This is a genomic window from Campylobacter sp. P255 (assembly GCF_003627915.1).
Lineage (GTDB): Bacteria > Campylobacterota > Campylobacteria > Campylobacterales > Campylobacteraceae > Campylobacter_D.
Map to the genome: position 1 here is coordinate 1 of NZ_NREN01000006.1, position 15046 is coordinate 15046.

18 protein-coding genes and 1 pseudogene are annotated in these 15046 nt (G+C 31.6%); 5 read left to right on the forward strand and 14 right to left on the reverse strand.

Annotation, left to right across the window (positions count from 1 at the left end):
• The 4 genes and pseudogenes from CKA54_RS04040 to moaC form a co-directional block, all read right to left on the reverse strand.
• Positions 1–1087 (reverse strand): cache domain-containing protein (locus CKA54_RS04040; protein ID WP_216361590.1); only part of this gene is annotated, 1087 nt, incomplete at its 3' end.
• 111 nt (positions 1088–1198) lie between these two features.
• A pseudogene (locus CKA54_RS07860) lies at positions 1199–2263 on the reverse strand (hypothetical protein).
• Between the two features lie 13 nt (positions 2264–2276).
• Positions 2277–2540 (reverse strand): DUF493 family protein, encoded by a 264-nt coding sequence (locus CKA54_RS04050; protein WP_120760197.1) that lies wholly within the window; start codon positions 2538–2540, stop codon positions 2277–2279.
• Positions 2518–2991, reverse strand: coding sequence for a cyclic pyranopterin monophosphate synthase MoaC (moaC, locus tag CKA54_RS04055; protein WP_120760198.1), 474 nt, complete (start codon positions 2989–2991; stop codon positions 2518–2520). The genes CKA54_RS04050 and moaC overlap by 23 nt, the downstream gene beginning before the upstream one ends.
• An 86-nt stretch (positions 2992–3077) precedes the next feature.
• Here moaC and CKA54_RS04060 point away from each other — a divergent pair, with 86 nt between their 5' ends.
• A complete protein-coding gene (locus tag CKA54_RS04060; protein ID WP_120760200.1) occupies positions 3078–3236 on the forward strand; it encodes a highly acidic protein in 159 nt (52 codons plus the stop codon).
• A gap of 21 nt (positions 3237–3257) precedes the next feature.
• Here the strand turns inward: CKA54_RS04060 and CKA54_RS04065 are convergent, their stop codons facing one another.
• Complete coding sequence (locus tag CKA54_RS04065) at positions 3258–3734, reverse strand: cysteine permease (protein ID WP_120760202.1); 477 nt, start codon at positions 3732–3734, stop codon at positions 3258–3260.
• A 116-nt stretch (positions 3735–3850) separates the two neighbouring features.
• Between CKA54_RS04065 and CKA54_RS04070 the strand changes: the two genes are divergently transcribed.
• Positions 3851–4234 (forward strand): group III truncated hemoglobin, encoded by a 384-nt coding sequence (locus CKA54_RS04070; RefSeq protein WP_120760203.1) that lies wholly within the window; start codon positions 3851–3853, stop codon positions 4232–4234.
• 12 nt (positions 4235–4246) lie between these two features.
• Here the strand turns inward: CKA54_RS04070 and CKA54_RS04075 are convergent, their stop codons facing one another.
• The 4 genes from CKA54_RS04075 to recA all read right to left on the reverse strand — a co-directional run bounded on the left by CKA54_RS04075 (position 4247) and on the right by recA (position 7476).
• Entirely contained in the window at positions 4247–4930 is a 684-nt protein-coding gene (locus CKA54_RS04075) for an AMIN domain-containing protein (protein WP_120760205.1), read from the reverse strand.
• A complete protein-coding gene (locus CKA54_RS07770; protein ID WP_253254854.1) occupies positions 4920–5096 on the reverse strand; it encodes a hypothetical protein in 177 nt (58 codons plus the stop codon). The genes CKA54_RS04075 and CKA54_RS07770 overlap by 11 nt, the downstream gene beginning before the upstream one ends.
• A 101-nt stretch (positions 5097–5197) precedes the next feature.
• Complete coding sequence (gene eno, locus CKA54_RS04085; RefSeq protein WP_120760209.1) at positions 5198–6442, reverse strand: phosphopyruvate hydratase; 1245 nt, start codon at positions 6440–6442, stop codon at positions 5198–5200.
• A complete protein-coding gene (gene recA / locus CKA54_RS04090; protein ID WP_039662499.1) occupies positions 6442–7476 on the reverse strand; it encodes a recombinase RecA in 1035 nt (344 codons plus the stop codon). Before recA ends, eno begins: the two co-directional genes overlap by 1 nt.
• A gap of 109 nt (positions 7477–7585) precedes the next feature.
• On the opposite strand from recA, the gene CKA54_RS04095 reads away from it, so the two are divergent.
• From CKA54_RS04095 to CKA54_RS04105, 3 genes are read left to right on the forward strand one after another with little or no spacing between them, the layout of a single operon-like run.
• Complete coding sequence (locus tag CKA54_RS04095; protein ID WP_120760211.1) at positions 7586–8449, forward strand: menaquinone biosynthesis family protein; 864 nt, start codon at positions 7586–7588, stop codon at positions 8447–8449.
• Between the two features lie 27 nt (positions 8450–8476).
• Entirely contained in the window at positions 8477–8743 is a 267-nt protein-coding gene (fliQ, locus tag CKA54_RS04100) for a flagellar biosynthesis protein FliQ (protein ID WP_120760213.1), read from the forward strand.
• Positions 8740–9516, forward strand: coding sequence for a UDP-N-acetylmuramate dehydrogenase (locus CKA54_RS04105; RefSeq protein ID WP_120760214.1), 777 nt, complete (start codon positions 8740–8742; stop codon positions 9514–9516). The genes fliQ and CKA54_RS04105 overlap by 4 nt, the downstream gene beginning before the upstream one ends.
• Here CKA54_RS04105 and CKA54_RS04110 read toward each other — a convergent pair.
• The 5 genes from CKA54_RS04110 to topA are packed head-to-tail and all read right to left on the reverse strand — an operon-like array spanning position 9509 to position 15039.
• The gene (locus CKA54_RS04110; protein WP_120760216.1) at positions 9509–10159 is read right to left on the reverse strand and encodes a hypothetical protein; all 651 of its coding nucleotides are present in this window, start codon (positions 10157–10159) and stop codon (positions 9509–9511) included. The genes CKA54_RS04105 and CKA54_RS04110 overlap by 8 nt on opposite strands.
• Positions 10159–10917 (reverse strand): 3'(2'),5'-bisphosphate nucleotidase CysQ, encoded by a 759-nt coding sequence (locus CKA54_RS04115; RefSeq protein ID WP_120760218.1) that lies wholly within the window; start codon positions 10915–10917, stop codon positions 10159–10161. The genes CKA54_RS04110 and CKA54_RS04115 overlap by 1 nt, the downstream gene beginning before the upstream one ends.
• 39 nt (positions 10918–10956) lie before the next feature.
• Positions 10957–12135: a cation:proton antiporter gene (locus tag CKA54_RS04120; protein WP_120760219.1), complete on the reverse strand. Its 1179-nt coding sequence runs from the start codon at positions 12133–12135 to the stop codon at positions 10957–10959.
• Complete coding sequence (locus CKA54_RS04125; RefSeq protein ID WP_120760221.1) at positions 12116–12952, reverse strand: biotin synthase; 837 nt, start codon at positions 12950–12952, stop codon at positions 12116–12118. The genes CKA54_RS04120 and CKA54_RS04125 overlap by 20 nt, the downstream gene beginning before the upstream one ends.
• On the reverse strand, positions 12952–15039 hold the full coding sequence (gene topA, locus CKA54_RS04130) for a type I DNA topoisomerase (RefSeq protein ID WP_120760223.1): 2088 nt from the start codon (positions 15037–15039) through the stop codon (positions 12952–12954). Before topA ends, CKA54_RS04125 begins: the two co-directional genes overlap by 1 nt.
• Positions 15040–15046: the final 7 nt, after the last annotated feature.

A 15046-nucleotide genomic window follows, 5' to 3' on the forward strand; every position in this document is an offset into this window, starting at 1 on the left:
TTTTAGTTTTAGTGATGTTTTCATTAATGGTTTTAGCCATAGCACCAAGTTCATCATTGCTTTTTACATCAATCATAGCTGAATCTTTAGTTTTATGATTGATAAAATCAAAGAAAGAGTTAAGGCCTCTTTGAATGGTTTGGAGTGGTGATAAATAATAAGAAATGATAAAGTAAATCAAGATGGTACTTAATATAATCATTACTACAACAGCTATTGTTTGAATTGAAGCTATTTTGAAAATAGGTTCATTGATCACATCGGCACTTTCTGTACTACAAACAAGATATGAAGAAATTTGAGCACAAATTCCTAGTCTTTCTTTACCTTTTAAACCGTATTCAAAAAAAGTATAATCTCCATTTTTTTTATATGCGCTTAATACAGGAGTGTGATCTATAGAAGGGTCAAGTAGTTGTTTGTTTTTAGCAACAAATACTTTTCCATTTTGATCAAACAAAAAGCTATTTCCAGGCATGACTTCAAAATCTTTTTGAAGAGTATCAATTGGAATATCAATTCCAATAACTCCTATAAAATTATTATTTTTGTAGACCGCTTTGGTGTAAGTTATAACATATTGATTGGTTGCTTTATCTACATAAGGAGAGGTGATGAATACATCGTTTGTTTTTTTAGCTTCTATAAACCAAGATCTTGTTCTGGTATCATAATTTATAGCTTTACCATAAATTTCAATATTTTTATTTTTTTGATCACTAATATTGTTACTTACAATATTTTCACCATTATCTAAACCTATAAAAACAGCTAAAACTCTAGAAGCTTTTCTATAAGATTTTAATGTTGAACCAATATTTTCAATTAAAGCCTCTTCAGAGCTTAAATTTTCATATGGGTGCTCTAAAATACTTTTTTCCAAATTTATAATTAAATTTGTATTAATACCTCTAAAAGCTTCTAAAGAAATTTTAGCAACTTGTAAAATATCGTTTTGTCTTTTTAGTTCATTAGAATATAGAAAATTTTTAGTAAAATAAAAACTTAATATACCTAAAATTACTAAGCATAGAATTGCAAATAAATTTGCCACCAAAGATAATTTGATTTTTAAACTACTAAACATTAATATCTCCACACATTTCAAATGTTTTATAAAATTTTATAATTTAAAATTAAATTTTTTTTTAATAATTTTTTACTTTTTATTATATGTTTTATACCTAAGTCTTTTGTATTATTTTTATCTATAGCTCTTGTATTTGGAGATTGCTAGTTTTTCAAGCTCATTAAGTTCTTTAGCTAAAAGATTGATTTTGCTTTGTGCGAGTTTGCTAAAATCATCAATTTTTGGATTTTGTTTTAGTTCATTGATTTTGATTAAAATTTGCTCTCTGCTTTCTTGAATAAGACGTTTAAATTTAGCAAATAAGGTATCAAATTTATTTTCTAATAAATCTTTTAATATATCTTTAACTGGACTATTTAATTCTAAGGAGGTTTTTTTAAGAATTTGGATTAATTCTTGTTCGATATCGATGAGCTGTTTTTCCTTGTCTTTTAGATCATGCTCTAAAGCACTATAAGCAAAGCTTGCTTTAAATTTTTCAATCGCCAAAGAAATACCATCTTGCACCCCATAAATCGCTCCTATGCACAAATCATAAGCAAAAACTTTTGATTCGTTGGCGAGTTCAAATGCTGCATTTAAAACAACTTGAGAAATTTTTAAAATTCTTTCTTTTTCAAAACTACCTTCACAGATCGCATTAAAAACTAAATTTTTTGCTATTTCACATGAGGTAAGTTCGATGTTCTCGCCTTTTTCCAAAGTAGTGATAAAAGCACTTTCAGCAGTTTCTTTTAAAAGTCCTAAAATTTCAATATCATAAAGCATGGCATCGTTAATGCTGATATTAAATTCATTTAAATTTAAATCTTTTAAGGTTTTTTCTAAATCAAAAAAGTTATCACAAATTTTATGCTTGATAGTGTTTTTTTGTTCTTCTATTTTTGCTTTTAGTTTACCATATTCGTTGATATAAGCAAAAAAACTTTTTTTATCTTTTCAACCCTAGCTTTGATAATACCTTGAATAATTTTTGGAAATATTTTCTTCATTAACAAGTTCTAGTTTTTCAAGTACTTTGGAAAAACTAGCAAATAATTCTTTATTAATGGTGTTTTCATAGCAAATTTTTTTATAGCTTAGGTTAAATACAAGTTCGCTGATTAAGCTTGGAATTTCATTTTTTTCGCAAGCAAGAAGAGAGTTTTCAAAAATAATGGCTAAATTTTTCATAGTTTTTCCTTTTTTATAGTACAAATTTGGCTTTGCTTTTTAATTGATTAAAAATATTTAATCGATCCTCTTTGCTATCCACATAAACACTTAAAAGATAACTTTTGTATATTCCTTGTTTGCTTGTGTTAGAAATTTGATATTTAAAATCTCTTTGATTTAAAATTTGATTAAAAATTTCTAGTGCATTTGTATTTGCTTCAAATACAACCTTATAATCCCAAAAAGTAGGATAATCAATAATAGGCTCTTTTTTAAGATCGCATATATTTACCACTTTTACCTCCTTCTTTGCTTTCTAAAACAATATCTGTAATTTGCATACTTTTGTCAATGGCTTTGATCATATCATAAATGGTTAAAAGTCCTACGCTAACTGCTGTTAAGCTTTCCATTTCAACACCGGTTTTGCCTTCGCATTTTACGGTGACAAAAAGTTTAAAAGAGCATTCTTTAGCGTTTTCCTCTATATGGGTTTGTATTTTTGAAATCATTAGCGGATGGCACATTGGAATGAGATTGGAGGTTTGTTTTGCGCCCATGATAGCTGCTGTAATGGCAGTTTGTAAAACAGGCCCTTTTTTTGCTTTATTTTCAATGATAGCATTAAATGCTTCTTGGCTCATGTAAATTTTACCACTAGCACAAGCCTCTCTCTGAGTGATATCTTTTTGGCTTACATCTACCATTTTGGGATGATTTTTTTCATCTAGATGTGTTAAATTCATATTTTTCCTTAATGTGTTTTTAGAAAATTATACCAAAATGTGTATTTTTATATTAAAATACTACTAAAAAATATTAAAGGATAAAAATGGCTTACGATGATGAAGAATTTGAAAATTATGAAGATGAGTTGTATGATGCTGATGATGACACCTATGCGAGTAATCAAAGATCATATAATTATGATGAAGATGATTATGAATATGAAGATGATTATGGCGATGATGATACTTATGAAATGGATTGATTTCTAAGTTTTATATAGATTTTAATAATACCCTACGCACATGCTTTCAGTGATTTTGATACGTTTTTCTAAGGGCGTAGGGCTAAAAAAATGACATTTTTCAATGTAGATATTACAGGTGTAGTCAAGTTTTAAAAAATCGTAAAAAGCTTTTAAATTTACAAACTTTACCCCGCAAACTTCTTTGATGTCTAAGATTTTATAAATTTGAGAATGGTTTTTTTCTACTAGATGTGAAGGTGCCAAAGTAGTAAAAGAGCAAAAAGCACTCGCAAGAACAAAACCGCTTAAATCTTCACACTCTTTAACAAAGTGCTGGTGTTTTTTAAGTATACTTTTTTTATGTAAAAAAACTACTCTTGTACCTTGATAGCGTGCAGCTTGAGCATTTTTCCAAAACTTATAAGCATTTTTAGAAATACCAGCAAGTTGATGTAATTGGACATTTAAAACATAATCATCTAAAAATTGATTAGGAGGTAAAATCGTATAAGTCATGCTTTTTCTTTTTATTGTTAAGTATTTTTAAAATTATACTAAAAATTGACTTTTGTTTATATTTTTAGCACGTATTTTTAATACAATTGTTTGAATTTATTATCTTAAGGAAAATTATGAAATTAAGTAGTATTGATCATGATGGCATTAAAAAACTTATGGATATTTTTTATGCAAAAATAAGAGTTCACAAAGATTTGGGTCCTATTTTTAATGATAAAATAGGTACAGATGATGAGAGTTGGAAAAAACATAAAGAAAAAATCGCAAGCTTTTGGGCGGGAATGTTTTTAGGCGATCCAAGTTATAGCGGATCTCCTTTGAGGGCTCATCATGAGTTGCCTCCATTTCCAAGAGAATTTTTTGATATTTGGCTTGAATTATTTGATGAAAGTTTACAAGAAGTTTTCGAAGATGAACCAAGGAGTATGATGATGGAAAGAGCTAGAATGATAGCTCAAAGATTTCAAATGATTATTTATGATCATCGTTTCGCTTAAGAGTTTTAACTCTTAGCGATAACTAAAGGTGTGTAGGTTTTCACTATGAGAATAATCATAGCTATATTTTCCATCTAGATAGATTACTAAACGGTAATACTCTTTATGTGATCCAAAAACAACTTTTTTAACTCTAGCGGTGTTTACTTGCAGTGTTTTGGTGTTAAAATTTTGTTTTTTAGCAAAATCGATAATGATTTTAGTAGGATCGCCAATGGATAAATTTCTTAGCATTTTATCTTCGGTTTTGATATTGATTTTGTTATTGTAAAAACTTAAAGAGATAAAGTTGTATATACTGCCACTAAATAGCGGTGTTTCTATATTGATAGTGGTGTTGTTTTCTTCGGTTTTGCTGTTTTTGGTTGCTTGCTTTTGTGGCACTGTCACAGAGACATCAAGAATGGGCGTTGCGTTAGGACTTTTGGTTTTTATAAAAGAGTAGGTATCGTGCCAATTAATACTTTTACCAATATCAAATGTTGTTTGTTCTTCTGAGCCATCAAGGTTGATATAATTTATAGTAATACTTTTTAAAATTCTCGCATCAGAATTAAAATTAAAATCTTGTCTTTGAAAGGGACTTAGTTTTATAAATTCAGGATCTTTTTGCTGCATATCGTTGTCGAAAGGATTGTCTTTTGCATTTAAGTATATACAGGAAAGTACAAACAATACCAAAAACTTAATTCTCATGCGAAGTTTCTCCTTTAAGTCTTAAAAGTTGTAAATATTCTTTTTGCGCTTGGGCATTTTTTGCTTTTAAGGTCATTATGTTTTTTTCTAAAATTTTTTGTTCTTCTTTTAGTGATAGTAAAACATCTAAAGAAGATTTTCCAAAAAACATATTTCCAAAATACATAGCAACAATAATCGCCACAAACGATAAGGCAATGGTTTTTATTAAATGGCGACGAGCTTCCTTTTTTTTGGAATGCTCATCGTATTCTTTTAGTAAATCACTCAGAGTTTATCTCCTAGGTATTCATCGTTGTCTAGTTCGATTTCTAATAAGCGATTGTATTTAGCTGTTCTTTCTCCTCTTGCTAAGGCGCCGGTTTTAATTTGTCCTGTATTGAGTGCTACTGCAAAGTCAGCTATAAAAGCATCTTCACTCTCACCACTTCTATGACTCATGATACATCTATAATTATTTCTATGGGCTAATCTTACTGTTCTCATGGTTTGGGTGATTGTTCCGATTTGGTTAGGTTTAATTAATACAGCATTTGCCATATTTTTCATGATACCTTCTCTTAAGATATCTTCGTTGGTTACAAATAAATCATCACCCACAAGCTGAACTTTGCTACCAAGTTTTTGAGTGAGTTTAATCCAACCTTCATAATCATCTTCAGCTAAGCCATCTTCTATGCTAAAAATAGGATATTTAGCGCATAATTCTTCATAACGAGCGATTAAGTCTTCGCTTGAGAAAACTTTACCTTCTAGGTGGTATTTACCATCTTTATACAGTTCGCTACTTGCTACATCTAGCGCTAGTTTGATTTTGTTTTCATAACCTGCTTTTTTGATACAAGTCATTAAAAGATCAAGTGGTTCGGTATTATTTGCTAAATTTGGAGCAAAACCACCCTCATCACCCAAAGCGGTAGAATGACCTAAACTAGCTAGCTCTTTTTTTAATACTGCATAAATTTCGCAAACTGATCTTAGTCCTTCTTTGAAAGATGAAAAACCAAAAGGCATAATCATAAATTCTTGAAAATCTACGCTATTGTTTGCATGAGCACCACCATTGATGATGTTGCACATTGGTACAGGCAATACACTTGCGTTTGCTCCACCTAAGTAACGGTATAAAGGCACACCTAAGGCGTTAGCAGCTGCACGTGCTGTTGCCATAGAAATTCCTAAGGTTGCATTTGCTCCTAGGTTGGAGTAGTTTTTTGTTCCATCAAGTTCTAAAAGAGTGTTATCTAGTTGGGTCTGATTAAATGCATCAAGTCCTATGATGTTTTCAGCTATTGTGCCATTGATGTTTTCAATCGCTTTTAAAACACCTTTTCCGCCAAATCTCTCATCGTTATCTCTTAACTCCAAGGCTTCTTTTTTTCCCGTACTTGCTCCACTTGGAACGATAGCACTACCCACGCTACCATCGCTTAACATGATTTCAGCTTTAATGGTAGGATTACCTCTACTATCTAAAACCTCAAAAGCTCTTAAATCTTCAATCATTAACATTACTCTTCTCCTTCCTCATCTTCTTTTGCACCTAAAATCATACTATCTATACCGATGGAATTTTGTATAGCTTGTGTGATTTCATCTGCAATAGCTGGGTTTTCTTTTAAAAAGGCTTTGGCATTTTCTCTACCTTGACCAAGTTTAGAAGCTTTGTAAGAAAACCATGCACCACTTTTATCAATGATGTCAAGTTTTACACCATAGTCTATTAACTCGCCTTCACGACTTACGCCCTCGCCAAACATCACATCAAATTCAGCTTGTTTAAAAGGTGGGGCGACTTTGTTTTTAGCTACTTTTACTTTAACACGGTTTCCAATAGGCTCATCATTTTGTTTTAAGGTAGCTGTTTTTCTTACATCTAAACGCACCGAAGCATAAAATTTTAATGCATTTCCACCGGTGGTTGTTTCAGGTGTACCATAACCCATCATACCTATTTTCATACGAATTTGGTTGATGAAAATTACAGTGGTGTTCATTTTGTGTACAATACCAGTGAGTTTTCTTAAAGCTTGACTCATTAATCTTGCTTGAAGTCCTACGTGTTGATCTCCCATATCGCCTTCGATTTCTGCTTTTGGAGTTAGTGCAGCAACGCTATCTACCACTATTAGATCAATAGCTCCACTTCTTGCTATGGTTTCAACGATTTCTAAAGCTTGTTCTCCAAAATCTGGCTGAGAGATGTAAAGATTTTCTGTATCAACACCTAAATTTTTTGCATATCTTACATCTAGCGCGTGTTCAGCATCGATAAATGCGCAAACTCCGCCTTTTTTTTGGCATTCTGCTATGATGTGCAAAGTAAGTGTTGTTTTGCCTGAACTTTCAGGCCCATAAATTTCTATAATTCTTCCTTTGGGTACTCCGCCTATACCTAGAGCTAAATCTAGCCCAACTGAACCTGTAGGAATAGAATCAATTTTTTCAACTTCTTTATCGCCAAGTCTTAAGATAGTACCTTTTCCAAAGGTTTTATCAAGACTTTTTAAGGCTGCATCAAGTGATTTTCTTTTATTATCATCCATGCTTATTAATCCTTTTATAATATGTTTAAAATTGTATCAAAAAGAAATTTAATATAAGTTTTTATTTTGAATTTTGCTAAAATACTTTTTTAAATTTTTAAGGAAAAAAATGAATAAAAAAATTAGCGTAGTACACTCTCCTGATGCTGATGATATTTTTATGTATATGGCGATTAAATTTGGTTGGGTGGGAAATGCCTATGAGTATGAAAATACAGCCTTAGATATACAAACTTTAAATGAGTTAGCATTGCAAAATATATACGATGTTAGTGCAATATCTTTTGCGCTTTATCCTTTGATAGCTAGTGAATATGCTTTATTGAAAACTGCTGTAAGTTTTGGCGAAGGTTATGGACCAAAACTCATTAAGAAAAAAGATAAAAGATTAAAGCCAAATTTTAAGGTTGCTTTAAGTGGTGCACACACTACTAATGCTTTGATTTTTCGTATAAAATACCCACAAGCTAGGATAATCTATAAGAATTTTTTAGAAATTGAAAAAGCAGTTTTAGAAGGTGAGGTAGATGCTGGAGTGCTGATACATGAAAGTATTTTAGAGTTTGATTCTAGCTTATGTGTAGAGGCTGAACTTTGGGATATTTGGCAAGAGCTAGCTAAAGATGATTTGCCTTTGCCTTTGGGTGGAATGGCACTTAGAAGATCTTTGCCGATAAGTGATGCTATAGCGGTTGAAAAAGATTTAATCAAAGCAGTAGAAGTAGCTGATCATAATAGAAAAATTTTAGTTTCTATGCTTTTAGAGCGTGATTTAATACGCGTAGATGCGCAAAAACTTGATGTATATTTAAATCTATATGCAAATAAAAACTCTATTAACATGAATGATAAGCAGTATAATGCTATAGATAAACTTTTTGAGCTTGGATTTAATCATGGATTTTATGAGAAAACGATAAAGAGCAAAGATTATCTTATGCCTAGCGAATATGAAGAATTTAGAAATTCTTGATAGAATTTCAATTTTTAAGGAGAAACAATGGAAAGTGCTTTGGTGGCTTTGGGTGTTCAAACTTTTAAAATTACTCTCATGCTTTCTTTACCTATGCTTTTAGCGGGTCTTATCGCAGGTCTTATTATAAGTATTTTTCAAGCTGTAACACAAATTAATGAAGCTACGCTTTCTTTTGTGCCAAAAATTTTACTTGTTGTTGTAGTGATAGTATTTTTGATGCCTTGGATGATAAGTTCTATGATTGATTTTACAACAAATATCTTAAATCAAATTCCAAGTTTTATTCGATGATTATTGACTTTGCTAAGTATTCTTCTGTGCGTATAGGCGAGAGCTTTGAAGTGCAAGTGCTTGAAGAGCTTTGTGAGTTTGATGGTTTTTTGATAGGTGGGGCTAATAATTTACTTGTTTCGCCAAGACCTAAAAAACTTGGAATTTTAGGGAAAAGTTTTGATTATATTACAATTTTAGAGCAAAATGAAAAAGGTATGTTTGTAGAGATAGGTTCTAGTGTGAAATCTTTTAAGATGTATCAATTTGCTAAAGAAAATAATCTAAAAGGCTTTGAATTTTTAAGAAATATCCCAGGTACTTTGGGTGGAATTTTAAAAATGAATGCGGGTTTAAAAGATGAGGACATTAGTAAAAACTTAATGAGCGTTTGTACTTTTAACCAAGAAATTTTAAAACAAGATATTGCTTTTGCTTATAGATTTAACCCTATTAAAGAAGTGATGTTTAGTGCAAAGTTTTTTTTAAAATATGGATTTGATATAAACAAAGATGAGCTTTTAAAGAATGCAAGAAAAAACCAACCCAAAGGTGCTAGCTTTGGGTCTATTTTTAAAAATCCCAAAAACGATCATGCAGGGAGATTGATAGAAGCAGTTGATCTTAAAGGTTTTAGTAAAAATGATGCGATGTTTAGCAATGAACATGCAAATTTTTTGATCAATAAAAAACATGCTAGCTTTGATGATGCGATGTTTTTAATAGAGCTAGCTAAAAAAAGAGTATCGGAAGAATTTGGTATTTTTTTAGAAGAAGAAGTGGTGATTATATAGTATTTTTAATATCTTCATAAAGAATTTTAGCTATTTCTTGGACTAACTCTTCGTAAGATTTGCTTTTATCGCTAGTGTTAAATCGAGTATCAATGGTAAGTAGTTTATGGTCTTTTAATTTATTGGTTTTTGTAAGAAAAACTTTATATTCTAAGTCAATTTTTACATCAAAATTAGAGAAAAATAAAAAATTATGTTGACTTGCTTGGACTTTTTTTAGATCTAGTAAAATCACAAAATCAGCTTTTTTAAAACGGTTAAATTCTAAAAAATCATCTGCATTGATAAAGTGTTTGTTTGCTTGTAAAATATTTTGACTATTGATATAAACTTGATTTTCTTTTTGGCTTAGTAAGGCAAGATGATTTTCTTTGTTAAATAAGGTATTTAAAGCATTTAAGGTGTCTTTTGCCATGGTTTTAGCATCAATTTTTAAATTTGAAAAATAAAAATTATATTCTTTTTCATAGCTTGGCACCAAAGCCAAAACATCAATCTGCGATAATTTATCGTAGTTGACATTTTGGTTTAGTTTGATGATGTTAAAATCATCGTTGTTTTGGAGTTTGATGATTTTTTTATTTGCAAAAGAATTGGCGTAAATGGTGCCAAAAAGACATAAAAATACTAAAAGTATTCTCATTAAAAACCTTGTAATTTAAAATCAGTTTTGGCAAAAGCTATAAAACTTGGAAGTTTAAAGTCAGGACGGTTATAGTCCAAAGCTTTTTTATCAAAATCATATAAAATACCACCATTTTGTTTGACTAAAAAATCTCCCGCGGCGATATCCCAAGCTTTTGGACCACCAAAACGTGGGTAAATTCCCGCTTTTGCTTCAAGCAAATACACAAATTTTAAAGCAGAAGAAACCTTAATACCTTCAAGTTGGTTTTGTATGAAAAAGTCTTCGTTATTGTCATGATTTTTAGAGTATAAAGCGATGTTTTTAACTTTTTCATATTGCTTTAATTCATGAGATAAAATAGTGTCATTTTTGTAAACTTTTGTGTGAGTGTGCGCATAATAGAATGCATTATTCTCCACATCGCCTATGAGTGAAAGCACGGGAGTATTTTTATGGATCAATGCGATTAAAACACAGTATTCCTTGTCTTTTTTAGCATAAGATTTGGTGCCATCAAGTGGATCTATTAGCCAAAAATATTCTAATTTTTTTCTTTCTTCATAAGAGAGTATATTTTCTTCAGAGCATATGGCTATATCACTTGATGCTAAAATTTCACTAATAGCTTCATTGGACTTGATATCAGCTAAGCCAACTGGAGATTCGTCTTCTTTAAGCCATAAGGTATTTTTGTCTTTGTATTCAAGTAATACTTTAGAAGCTTCTTTACCTGCCCTTAGAGCTAATTCTAAAAGTGTGTCTAAATTTTTCATAAAAAAAGTATAGCAGTTTAAGATAAATACTTAGTAGAATTATTTTCTACTAAGATTATTGATAAATTTAATCAAGCTAATAGCTAAAATCGCTTCAAGCAAGGCAGTAAGCACTAATCCTGAGTATATATCTTGTGTGATGATATTGGTTTGATAAGAAAGAGTGGCTATGGCAATAAGCAAGGTTAATGGCATTGAGTGGCTTAGGCCAAATAAAAAAGTATGTTTTAAGCCTAAATTTTTGAAAAAAACCATAGCGCAAAGTATTCTTAAGGCTATCATAAAAAGTGTAAGAGAAAAAGCAATAATTAAAACTTGCGTATTTAAAAGCATTTGAAGTTTAAAACTTGATCCTATATAAATGAAAAATATAGGGATTAAAAAGCCATAACCAAAACTAGAAAGCTTGTGCTCTAGATCTTTTTTGTGATCAAAAAAAGTAGCTATAAATGAACCTGCGATAAAAGCTCCCAGTGCAACTTCAAGTTTAAAATAAATCATGATCGCAACTATGGCTATAAAAATAGCCATGCAAAATCTTATATCCTTTTCGTTTTGATCTTGCCAAGGCATGAGTATGGTTTTAAGTTGTGGATACCACCAAAATAACACTTCTAGAAATTTAAAGCCAAAAATACAAAGAGCCAAAAAACCCACCAAGTACAATAAATTTTGAGTAAGCGAGAAAAGATCAGCTCCTTTTCCTAAAAACGCAGCTGCTATGGTAAGTAAAACTATGCTCACAACTTCAGCCAAAGTAGCTACCACCATAGATACATTAAGCCACTCACAATTTTTCCCAAAATCCCTATAAAGTGTTGAGAGTAATCCCACACTCATTACAGGTATGATAATGACAAAAATATAAGAAATATCCACGCTTTCAACCGCTAAAACACTAAAAGCATATAAAAGTATAATGTATATAAAAGCTTTATTAAGTAAGCTTCTTTCAGTGTTTAAAAAGGTTTTGAGGTTAATCTCCATGCCTGCTATAAACATAAGGTAATAAAACCCTGCATTGGCTAAAAGCTTAAAATTTTCACTCTCGCCAATAAAACCTAAAAACCCTATAAAAGAGCCAAGCATAATTTCAGTGGCCGAAAGTGGGAGTTTTAAAAAATTAGCAATATAAGGTGAGGTTAGCAAGCACCCTGCTACGACTAATAAAATTTTTAAATCCGTAGCAGCTTGAGCATCAATGACACCCGCTAGCAAAGCTAAACCCCATTTGTTTTAGTTTTTGTATATCTTTGCTTGGTTCTTCGCCTTTGGTTGTAAGATAATCTCCTACTACTATGGCACTAGCTCCTGCATCAAAAATTTCATACTGTCTTTCTTTTAACACTACCTCTCTACCACCTGCTACCATAATGTGGGCATTAGGTAGATCTTTTTTAGTGTCTTTGATGATGTTTAATGCTTCATCAGGATCAAGCAAGGCTTGTTTAAGTTTTAAATTTTCATTTGGTATAAAAAAATTAATAGGCGAAGAAAAAGGATCAAGTTCTTTTAAACTAGCTCGAAAACTTTTTCTATCAGCTTCACTTTCCCCAAGACCATAAATTCCACCACAGCAAAGCATTAAGCCAGCTTCTTTGGCATAAAGATTGGTTTGAAATCTTTGCTCCCAAGTATGTGTAGAGCAAATATTTGGGAAAAATTCTTTAGAAGTTTCTAAGTTATGGTTGTATGAAAAAATTCCTGCTTTTTTTAATTCTTTGAGTTGATCCAAATTGGCTATACCATTACAAGCTATAAGCAAAAGCCCTTCTACTTCTTTTTGTACTGCATGAGCCACTTTACACACATATTCAAGTTTTTCATCATCAAGCCCAGCACCAGCTGTAACTAAACAAAAACCTAAAGCCTCGTTTTTTTTAGCCATTTTAGCTTCTAAAACAATTTGATCTATATCTTTTCTTTTGTATTTGTTGATATTTGTTTTTACATGAGCACTTTGGGTGCAGTACTTGCAGTCCTCTCCGCACCCTCCACTTGCTATATTAGATATAGCACAAAGCATGATTTGCATTAAATTTCCTTTTTGATTTTACATTTTAAGCACTCTAAAAATGTGCCTTTTTTAAGTTCTTTAATGATCAAAGTTTCACCGCATTCACTGCATTTTTCTTCGCTTGGTTTGTATTTGCTTATATAATTACATTTTGGGTAAGCACTACAACCATAAAATTTACCGCGCTTAGAAAAACGCTCTACGATCTCGCCTTCTTGACAGCTTGGACATTTTACGCCTATGGTGTTGAGTTTTTTCTCGCTTTTTTCTTCATTTTGTGTTTCTTGTTTTAAATTTCTTGAATATTTACATTTTGGAAAATTTAAACAAGCTACAAATTCCCCATATCTTCCTTTTCTTATGGCGAGTTCTCCGCCGCAATCAGGACAAGTTTCATCTAGCTTGGTGACAGTTTTTTGGCTTTTGATGTTTTTCTTGCCCTCATCAATTTTTCTCATAAAAGGAAAATAAAACTCTCGTAAAACTTCTTGCCAATCCATCTTGCCTTCTGCGATGACATCAAGCGTATCTTCCATTTTGGAAGTAAAATCACTATCTACGATATCGCTAAAGTTTTGTTCTAAAACCTCTGTTACGACAAAGGCTATTTCATTAGGAATGATTTGCTTTTTATCTATACGCACATACTCTCTTGCGCTTAGCAAAGAGATGGTAGGAGCGTAAGTAGAAGGGCGCCCTATGCCAAGATTTTCTAGCTTTTTAACAAGCCCAGCTTCAGAGTATCTTGAAGGTGGTTCGGTAAAATGTGAGTTAAGTTCTATGTTTTGGATGTTTAGTGTATCTTCTAGTTTTAAATTAGGTAAGATTTTGTCTTTATCCATATCTCCATAAATTTTATAATGACCATCAAATAAAATTTTTCTACCACTTATTTTAAAACTTGCTTCGTTTGATTTTACATATACATTTTGAGTTTGAGAGATGGCGGGATTCATTTGCGAAGCTAAGAAACGGTTATAGATTAAAGTATATAATCTTGCTTCATCTTTTTCTAAAAACTCACTTGCAAGCTTTGGGGTAAAGCTAAGGTTGGTTGGTCTTATGGCTTCGTGGGCCTCTTGGGCACCTTTGCTTTTGGTGGTATAGATATTTGCTTTGCTTGGTAGGTATTCTTTACCAAAATCACTTTTAATGAGTTTTCTTACTTCTTCTAAGGCTTCTTTTGCGATATTTAAGCTATCAGTTCTCATGTAGGTGATCACACCCATGATACCTTGATGTGTTTTAACACCCTCATAAAGTTTTTGAGCGATCATCATGGTTTTTTTAGGGTTAAATCCTAGGCGATTGCTCGCGCTTTGCTGTAAGGTTGAGGTCATAAAAGGTGCTTGTGGGGCTATTTTTCTATCTTTGCTTTCTATGTCTTTGACTTTAAAATTTGCATTTTTACAAGCATTAAAGATTAATTTTGCTCTATCTTCATTAGTTAGACTTAGCTTTTCTATTTTTTGGTTTTGAAATTCAACTAGTTCTGCTTGTAAGTCTTTTTCAAAAACCATATCGATACTAAAGTATTTTAAAGGAACAAAAGCCTTAATCTCTCTTTCTCTATCGACGATGATTTTTAAAGCCGCACTTTGCACACGTCCTGCGCTTAGGCCTTTTTGAATTTTTTGATTGAGTAAGGGGCTAAGTTTGTAGCCTACGATACGATCAAGCAAGCGTCTAGTTTGCTGGGCGTTGACGCTGTTTATGTTTAAAGATCTTGGGTTTTTTAAAGCGTTTTCGATAGCACTTTTGGTGATTTCATGAAAAACTATGCGTGGCAAAGTGCTTTCATCCTTATTAATAGCTTTGGCTATATGATAAGCTATGGCTTCTCCCTCGCGGTCCTCATCGGTTGCAAGGTAGATGGTTTTAGCTTTTTTAGCTTTTTCTTTGAGTTCTTTTACTAAGCTTGAGTGGTCATTGGAAATTCTATATTCGGGTTTGAAGTTTTCATCTTCTATTTTTATACCAAAGCTAGTTTTAGGTAGATCTCTAATGTGCCCTTTGGAGGCGATGACTTCGTAGTCTTTACCTAAAAAATTACCTATGGTTTTAGCTTTGGCAGGTGATTCTACTATGATTAAATTTTTCATTATTTTCCTT

What these genes read in the sequence shown, in the direction of transcription:
- CKA54_RS04110 (WP_120760216.1), bottom strand. Translation starts at nt 10,159, where the DNA reads ATGAGAATACTTTTAGTATTTTTATGTCTTTTTGGCACCATTTACGCC.
- CKA54_RS04065 (WP_120760202.1), bottom strand. Translation starts at nt 3,734, where the DNA reads ATGACTTATACGATTTTACCTCCTAATCAATTTTTAGATGATTATGTT.
- fliQ (WP_120760213.1), top strand. Translation starts at nt 8,477, where the DNA reads ATGGAAAGTGCTTTGGTGGCTTTGGGTGTTCAAACTTTTAAAATTACT.
- CKA54_RS04125 (WP_120760221.1), bottom strand. Translation starts at nt 12,952, where the DNA reads ATGCAAATCATGCTTTGTGCTATATCTAATATAGCAAGTGGAGGGTGC.
- recA (WP_039662499.1), bottom strand. Translation starts at nt 7,476, where the DNA reads ATGGATGATAATAAAAGAAAATCACTTGATGCAGCCTTAAAAAGTCTT.
- CKA54_RS04075 (WP_120760205.1), bottom strand. Translation starts at nt 4,930, where the DNA reads ATGAGAATTAAGTTTTTGGTATTGTTTGTACTTTCCTGTATATACTTA.
- CKA54_RS04115 (WP_120760218.1), bottom strand. Translation starts at nt 10,917, where the DNA reads ATGAAAAATTTAGACACACTTTTAGAATTAGCTCTAAGGGCAGGTAAA.
- eno (WP_120760209.1), bottom strand. Translation starts at nt 6,442, where the DNA reads ATGTTAATGATTGAAGATTTAAGAGCTTTTGAGGTTTTAGATAGTAGA.
- CKA54_RS04105 (WP_120760214.1), top strand. Translation starts at nt 8,740, where the DNA reads ATGATTATTGACTTTGCTAAGTATTCTTCTGTGCGTATAGGCGAGAGC.
- CKA54_RS07770 (WP_253254854.1), bottom strand. Translation starts at nt 5,096, where the DNA reads ATGTATTTTGGAAATATGTTTTTTGGAAAATCTTCTTTAGATGTTTTA.
- CKA54_RS04060 (WP_120760200.1), top strand. Translation starts at nt 3,078, where the DNA reads ATGGCTTACGATGATGAAGAATTTGAAAATTATGAAGATGAGTTGTAT.
- moaC (WP_120760198.1), bottom strand. Translation starts at nt 2,991, where the DNA reads ATGAATTTAACACATCTAGATGAAAAAAATCATCCCAAAATGGTAGAT.
- CKA54_RS04095 (WP_120760211.1), top strand. Translation starts at nt 7,586, where the DNA reads ATGAATAAAAAAATTAGCGTAGTACACTCTCCTGATGCTGATGATATT.
- CKA54_RS04070 (WP_120760203.1), top strand. Translation starts at nt 3,851, where the DNA reads ATGAAATTAAGTAGTATTGATCATGATGGCATTAAAAAACTTATGGAT.